This is a genomic window from Terrabacter sp. 2YAF2, assembly GCF_052114705.1.
Lineage (GTDB): Bacteria > Actinomycetota > Actinomycetes > Actinomycetales > Dermatophilaceae > Terrabacter.
Window position 1 is genome coordinate 41,919 of record NZ_JBFRFG010000024.1, and the last position, 6,962, is coordinate 48,880.

6 protein-coding genes are annotated in these 6,962 nt (G+C 73.6%); all 6 read left to right on the top strand.

Annotation, left to right across the window (positions count from 1 at the left end; all coding sequences use genetic code 11):
* Window position 1: 1 nt before the first annotated feature.
* On the top strand, window positions 2-487 hold the full coding sequence (locus AB4030_RS19750; protein ID WP_442280911.1) for an NUDIX hydrolase: 486 nt from the start codon (window positions 2-4) through the stop codon (window positions 485-487).
* Complete coding sequence (locus tag AB4030_RS19755; RefSeq protein WP_442280912.1) at window positions 484-2,868, top strand: DUF6049 family protein; 2,385 nt, start codon at window positions 484-486, stop codon at window positions 2,866-2,868. The genes AB4030_RS19750 and AB4030_RS19755 overlap by 4 nt, the downstream gene beginning before the upstream one ends.
* Window positions 2,869-2,922: 54 nt before the next feature.
* On the top strand, window positions 2,923-4,950 hold the full coding sequence (locus tag AB4030_RS19760) for a hypothetical protein (protein ID WP_442280913.1): 2,028 nt from the start codon (window positions 2,923-2,925) through the stop codon (window positions 4,948-4,950).
* Window positions 4,951-4,952: 2 nt separating this feature from the next.
* A complete protein-coding gene (gene sigM / locus AB4030_RS19765; protein ID WP_442280914.1) occupies window positions 4,953-5,525 on the top strand; it encodes an RNA polymerase sigma factor SigM in 573 nt (190 codons plus the stop codon).
* 160 nt (window positions 5,526-5,685) lie between these two features.
* The gene (locus AB4030_RS19770) at window positions 5,686-6,606 is read left to right on the top strand and encodes a hypothetical protein (protein ID WP_442280915.1); all 921 of its coding nucleotides are present in this window, start codon (window positions 5,686-5,688) and stop codon (window positions 6,604-6,606) included.
* Between the two features lie 156 nt (window positions 6,607-6,762).
* Window positions 6,763-6,962, top strand: a 200-nt coding sequence (locus tag AB4030_RS19775; protein WP_442280916.1) for an FAD-dependent oxidoreductase, incomplete at its 3' end; no start/stop codon positions are given.

Genomic DNA, 6,962 nt, shown 5'->3' on the forward strand with positions numbered 1-6,962 from the left:
TGTGAGCGCGCTTCCCGTCCCGAGTCCCCTGCCGGGGAGGCGTCTGCCCGCCGTCGAGGAACGGTCGGCCGGGGGCATCGTCGTGGATGTCCGCGAGGGTCTGGCGCTCATCGCGATCATCGCCCGGCGCAACCGGGCCGGGCGCATCGAGTGGTGCCTGCCCAAGGGCCACGTCGAGCCCGGTGAGACGCTCGTCGAGGCGGCCGCCCGCGAGGTGGCCGAGGAGACCGGCATCGTCGGACGCGTGCTCATCGAGCTCGGCACCATCGACTACTGGTTCGCGACGTCGAGCACACGGGTGCACAAGTTCGTGCACCACTACCTCCTCGAGGCCACGGGCGGGGAGCTCTCCATCGAGAACGACCCGGACCACGAGGCGATCGACGTCGCCTGGATGAGGCTCGACGAGGTGCACCGCAGACTCACGTTCCCCAACGAACGCCGCATCGCGCAGGCGGCGTGGAACCGGCTGGCGGGGACGGCGTGATCCGTCGAGGGTCGCGGCGTCCGGACACGAGCGGGCGTGGCGCGACCCGCCTCGTGCGCACCCTGGCCGCCACCGCGTCGACGCTGGCCGCCGTGGGGCTCTCGGTCGGGGGCACCCTCGCGAGCGCCGCTCCGTCGTCCCGGGTCCCGACGACGTATGCCGGCACGTCCGCCCGTGCGCTCGAGCACCGTCCCGCCGTGACGCCGGTCAAGGACGTCGCCGTCATCGTCCTCGACACCCTGTCGCCCGCCGTGGTGAGCCCGGGCAAGGACGTCACGATCACCGGCACCGTCACGGCACCGCTGACCGGCCCGCTCTCCAGCCCCAAGCTGCAGGTGGTGCGCGGGGACGTGACGGTGAACCAGCGCGCGGCACTCGACGACTGGGCGTCCGGCCGCACGCCGTCCTCGGGCCGCACCGTCGCCACGACGGCCGTTCCGACCGTGCCGGCAGGCCAGACCCGACCGTTCACGACCACGGTGCCGTGGGGGCGGCTGCGCTCCGCCGACGCCTTCGCCGCCGTGCCGATCTCGGTCGACGTGGTCCAGCAGGGCGCGACCGAGCCCACCGGCCGGACGCGGACCTTCATCGCCTGGAACGGTCGCAAGGAGTACGTCCCGCTCAAGGTGGCCACCGTGCTGCCCCTGACGCTCGACCCGGACGTCGGCCTCTTCTCCCGCAACGACGCCACCCGGGAGTCCGCCTGGCAGCGAGCCATCGGACCCGACTCGCGCGTGGCCCGCATCCTCGACGGCACCAGTGGCGCGCACGTCGATCTCGCCGTCGACCCGTCCGTGCTCGGCCCGGATCTTGCTGCCGGGTCCTCTTCCGGGGCCGGTTCCGCTCCGGGCGGGGCCACCCCGACACCGAGCGGCACCGCCTCGGGTACCCCCGCCACCCCCAGCACCCCCGACACGGGCACGACACCGACGACTCCGACGGCTCCGACGCCCACTCCCACTCCCACGACCCAGGGCACCCCGCCGTCCCAGGCCACCGCCACCATCGCGCGCCTCGGCGACGAGCTCGTGACCCAGCTGCAGGGCCGCAGCGTGTGGGCGCTGCCGTACACCGACGCCGATGTCGCCGCCACCGTTGCCGTCGACCCCTCGAACTCGCTCGTGCGCGACCTCGTGACCCGCGCGAGCACCTTGGCCACGCGACTCGGCCAAGCCGCCCGGGCCGACATCGTCTGGCCCGTCGACGGCCTGATGCCGGCAGGTCGCGAGCAGGGCATCCAGACCCTCCTGTCCGGCACCTCGGTCAAGAAGCCGGCCGGCATCGTCGTCAACGCCGCCGCGGTGACCAGGACGACGGCATACACCCCGACCGCACGGAGGGTCGCGGCCGCCGGGACGCGACTGCTCGCGTACGACCCCCGCCTGTCGGCGCTCCTTCCCGCACGCACCGACCCGAGCCCGGTCCTGTCGACCCAGCGCTACCTCGCGGAGACGCTCGTGCTCCTCGGGGAGCGGGCCGGCACGCCCCGGTCCGTCCTCGTCACCGCCCCCCGCACGTACGACCCCGACGGGGGCGCCCTCGCGACGTTCCTCGCCGCTACGTCGAGCGCCCCGTGGCTCGAGCCCGTCGACGCAGCGTCGCTGCTCTCCGACAGCGGCACCGACCAGGCAGTCGGGCAGGCCACCCCGGCGACCCCGGTCGCGTCCGCCGCGCCGCCGGCAGTCCTCACCGCGCGCCGCCTCGCCCAGATGGCCGAGCAGCGCGACACGCTGCTCAGTGTGTCCTCGGTGCTGCGGGACGGCGCCGAGTTCGAGCGCACCTACCGAGCGGTGCTCGACGAGCTCGCCAGCACCCGATGGCGCTACGAGCCCGGCTCGTGGGCCACCCTCTCCGCCTCGGTGGCCAGGGACATCCGGGCAGCGACGAGCGCGATCCGCGTCGTGCCACGCACGAGCACGATCAACCTCCTCGCCGAGAAGGGCACCCTGCGGATCACCGTAGAGAACGGCCTCGACTACACCGTCCAGGACATCCGCCTGCGACTCGTTCCGGACAACCCCCGCGTCCGGGTCGTCGAGCAGCCCGGCCCGGTGACCATCGGACCCCTGTCCCGCACGAACGTCCCCGTGGAGGTCGCCGCCGTAGCCGCCGGCCGCGCCGAGATCCGCGCCTTCCTCACGACGGCCGACGGCACCCAGATCGGATCGCCGGCCACGATCCCGGTGTCGGCCAACCCGCTCGACGGCGCCATCTACTGGGTCGGCGGGATCCTCGTCGGCCTCGTCCTGCTGGCCGGTGTCGTTCGCGCCGTCCTCAAGGGCACCTCACGCGTCGACGAGATCGCCGACATCGAGGCACTCACCGCGGCACACGAGTCTCTCGGCGGTGCGGACACTCGGGATGCCGACCGACCCGCCTAGGATGATGCCGAGCCACGCCTCCAGGTACGGCCGGACGAGGGGAGGGTGACGCAGGTGCAAGGAGTCGGACCGGGATCCGTCCTCGGTGGCCGCTATGCCGTGACGCTGCGCACCTCAGAGGGCGTGCACCACGAGCGCTGGCGCGCCAACGACCACACTCTCGAGCGCGAGGTCGTGCTCGTCTGCTTCTCCGCCGCGGAATCAGTGGCGGCGGCGGCGCTGGACGCCGCCAGGCGTGCCGCCGGCATCGAGGACCTTCGCCTCGTGCGGGTGCTCGACGTCGGCACCGACCAGGGAGTCGGTTTCATCGTCGAGGAGCCGCTCACCGGAGCCGTCCCTCTCTCGCACCTGCTCCAGAGCGGCGGCCTCGCCGCCGACGAGGTGCGCCGCCTGACCGGTGAGGCCGCCACGGCCCTCGACAAGGCGAGCCACCGCGGTCTGCATCACCTCGCCCTGACGCCCAGCGCGGTCCTGCGCATGCCCGACGGCGCCGTCAAGGTCCGTGGGCTGGCCACCGAGGCCGCGCTGAGCGACGCGGACCGGCTCTCCGACGAGCGCGCCTCCCGCGCCGACGCCGTCGGCCTCGTCAAGATCGCGTATGCCGGCCTCACCGGTCGTTGGCCGATGGTGGCCGTCGACGACGGGCTGATCCCCGCCGGCGCGTCGGTCGGTCTCGAAGCCGCACCCACCATCGTCGGCGGCGTGGCCGCCCCCTCCGAGATCGCCGTGGGCGTGCCCAACGACCTCGACCTCATCTGCCGCATGACGCTCGGCAGCGGCCGCCGCGGCCCGATCTCACCCGGTGACCTCGCGCTGCAGATCGCACCCTGGCCCGCCGAGCAGGCGACGTCCGACGGCGCGACCGGCATGCGGCTGCGCGGCCGTGACGACTCCGAGTCCCTGGACCCGACGCGGGTGATGCCGTCGGTGGCCGCCGGCGGAGGGTCCGGCGTGGGTCTCGGCGTGGGCGCTGCCGCAGCGGCTGGATCGGCAGGATCGGCAGGGGCCCTCCGCTCCGGCGAGGTCGGTGGCACGAGTGGCGACGAGGGTCAGAACGAGACGGTGTCGTTCGTCAGCCCCGCCGAGGGCCATTCCGGTCAGCAGGAGCCGACGCAGCCGTCCGCGGAACGCCTCCAGGCCGGCATCGCGGCGGCCGGTGCTGCCGCCGCAGGGGTGGCCGGCGCCATCGGCGAGCGGGTCGGCTCCTTCGCCCGGGCCGCGGCCGACAAGGCGTCGGCGCGAGCCGCCGAGCGTCGGGCCACCCGCGAAGGCGACGTGGACGACGACTTCGACGACACCTTCGACGACACGTTCGACGACTCGTTCGGCGACGACGGCATCGGCCTGGTCGACGCCCTCGAGGACGCGCCCCCGGCACGCCTCGAGCCGCCGGTGCCGGTCTTCGGGCGACGCGACGTCCCGGAGGCCCCGAGCGGCACCCAGTCCCGCATCGCCCTCGCGATCGTGGGCGTCCTCGTGCTCGTGGCGCTCTTCATCGGGGTGGGCAACGTCATGAAGATCGGGCAGCACGACGGCACGGCGGCGCCGGTCGTCGTGACCCAGACCCGCAGCCCGGGTGCCACCCAGCCGCCCACCACGTCGACGCCGGCCCCGACGACCACGACCCAGGCGCCTCCCGCGGCGCCGGTCGCGGTGGTCGGGGGCACGGGCTTCGACCCCGAGGACGGCACCGAGACCGACCAGAACGTCAAGCTCACCTTCGACGGCAACCCCGGCACCGACTGGCGGTCGCGCTGGTACGGCTCCGACAACTTCAACGGCAAGAAGGCCGGTGTCGGGGTCCTGCTCGACCTCAGCGCCCCCACGGCCGTGAAGGAGGTCCAGCTCGTCCTCGGAGCCGCTCAGGACGTCACGGTCTACGCCACCGACTCCGCCTCCACCAAGTCGCTCGACGGCGCCCAGGAGATCGGTTCGGCCACCAACGCCAACGGCACCGTCGTCATCAAGGCCACCGGCCAGCTCAAGCCGGCCAGCAAGATCATCGTCCTCGTGACCAAGGCGGCGCCCGCCGAGGCTGCGAACCACTACCGCGCGCAGATCAGTGAAGTGACGGTGCGCTGACCGTGAGCTCGGGGGATGCCGCTCCGATCGCCGACCTGAGCGACCGGGAGCTGCTGGCACTGCACGTCAACGGTGACGACCATGCCTTCGCCGAGCTCTTCCGCCGGCACAAGGACCGGATGTGGGCTGTCGCCCTGCGCACCGTCCGCGATCCCGAGCTCGCCGCCGACTGTGTCCAGGACGGCTTCATCGCCGCCTTCCGCCGCGCCGACTCCTTCCGGGGCGAGGCGGCCGTCACGACGTGGCTGCACCGCATCGTCGTCAACGCCTGTCTCGACCGGCTGCGCCGGCGCCGGCCGACGACCGAGCTCTTCGAGTACGACCTCGCCGACCGGCACGACCACCACGCCTCCACCGAGGTGCGCCTGGACATCCAGGAGGCTCTCGCCCGGCTACCCGAGGGCCAGCGTGCCGCGCTCGTCCTCGTCGACATGCACGCGGTGCCCGTCGCCGAGGCCGCCGTCATCCTCGGCGTGGCCGAGGGCACGATCAAGTCCCGCTGCGCGCGGGGGCGCGCCGCCCTGGCGCAGCACCTGGGCCTGACGCCCGGAGTGCGACCGGTCGAGCAGGACTGACCGGGCGGGTCCCCCGCCCGGGGCCGCGCGGGGACCCCGCCGAACAATGGTTGAATCCGGGGGAACCCGACGGCCACAGGGGGCCGTCGAAACCGCGGCGACCGGCACACCCCTGCCTGCCCGTACGACCACTGCACGCTCTGCCCGAAGGACCACATCGGTGGACGAGTCCGCGAACACCCCTGAGCACGACCGACCCCTCGACCTCCCCGAACCGCGTGACCCGACCGCGCCGCCCGCCACCGATCTCGTTCACGAGATCGAGGACGAGGGCCCCGAGCCGCACATCGACGCGCACCTCGATGCCCGGGTGCGAGAGCTGCTGGCAGACGCGCCCGACCCCGGTCCGATGCCCGCCGAGGTGGGCGAGCGCATCTCGCGGGCCCTGCTGCACGCCGCGCAGCTGCGCGTGGACCCCGGCCCGCTCGCGCCCGGCAGCTCGAAACACAGCCCGGACGGGCCGGACGGCGGCCCGGGCCCCGGCGGCGGCGCGGTGCTCGCGATGCCATCGCGAGCCGGACGACCCAAGCCGATCTACCTCGCCGCCGCGGTCGCTGCGGCTGTCGCCGTCGTCGCCGTGGGCGCCTCAGCCCTGCACCTGACGAAGCGACCGAACGGTGCGGCGGCCATCGGCGACACCTACAACTCCGGCGCCAGCGCGTCGCCGTCTAGCGGCCCGTCGAATGCCCCATCAGGTGCCCAGTCCAGCCCACCGGCCACGCGGTCCGGGCTGCACATCCAGCTCAGCACGACGGCATACTCCCCCGGCAGGCTCGCCGCGCAGGCGAGGACGCTCCTCGACCACCCCGGTCAGCCGATCGGCGACCTGGCAGCCGAGTCACCGGCCGTCGGTCCCATCGCCACCCCCACGGGCCTCGAGTCGTGCCTGCGGGCGATCGGGGCCCGCGACGGCGCCGACCCGGCGCCTGAGGCCGTGTCGGCCGATCTCGCGACCTACGACGGACACCCCGCGGTCGTGGTGGTCGTGACCCGTGACGGCGTCAGCACCGCCTGGGCCGTCGAGCGCAGCTGCACGACCGGCGCCCCCGGGGTGCTCGAGGGCGCCACCCCCGTCCCGTGAGGCCCGACGGCCGTGAGCTGCTCCGAGTGGGAACAACGACCACCTAGGATCGGTTGAGGCCTATGCGGCTCGTGGCCGCGCGCAGCACCGGCACCTGCCGGTCACCGAGCTGGTCGAACGGTCACGACACGAGAAGCGTCACAAGGAGCAGCCCACATGTCCCGTCCGGACACCGTCCGCAACGTCATCATCATCGGCTCCGGCCCCGCGGGCTACACCGCGGCCGTCTACGCGGCCCGCGCGAACCTCGCGCCCCTCGTCTTCGAGGGCGCCGTGACCGCTGGCGGCGCGCTGATGAACACGACCGAGGTCGAGAACTTCCCCGGCTTCAAGGACGGCATCATGGGACCCGACCT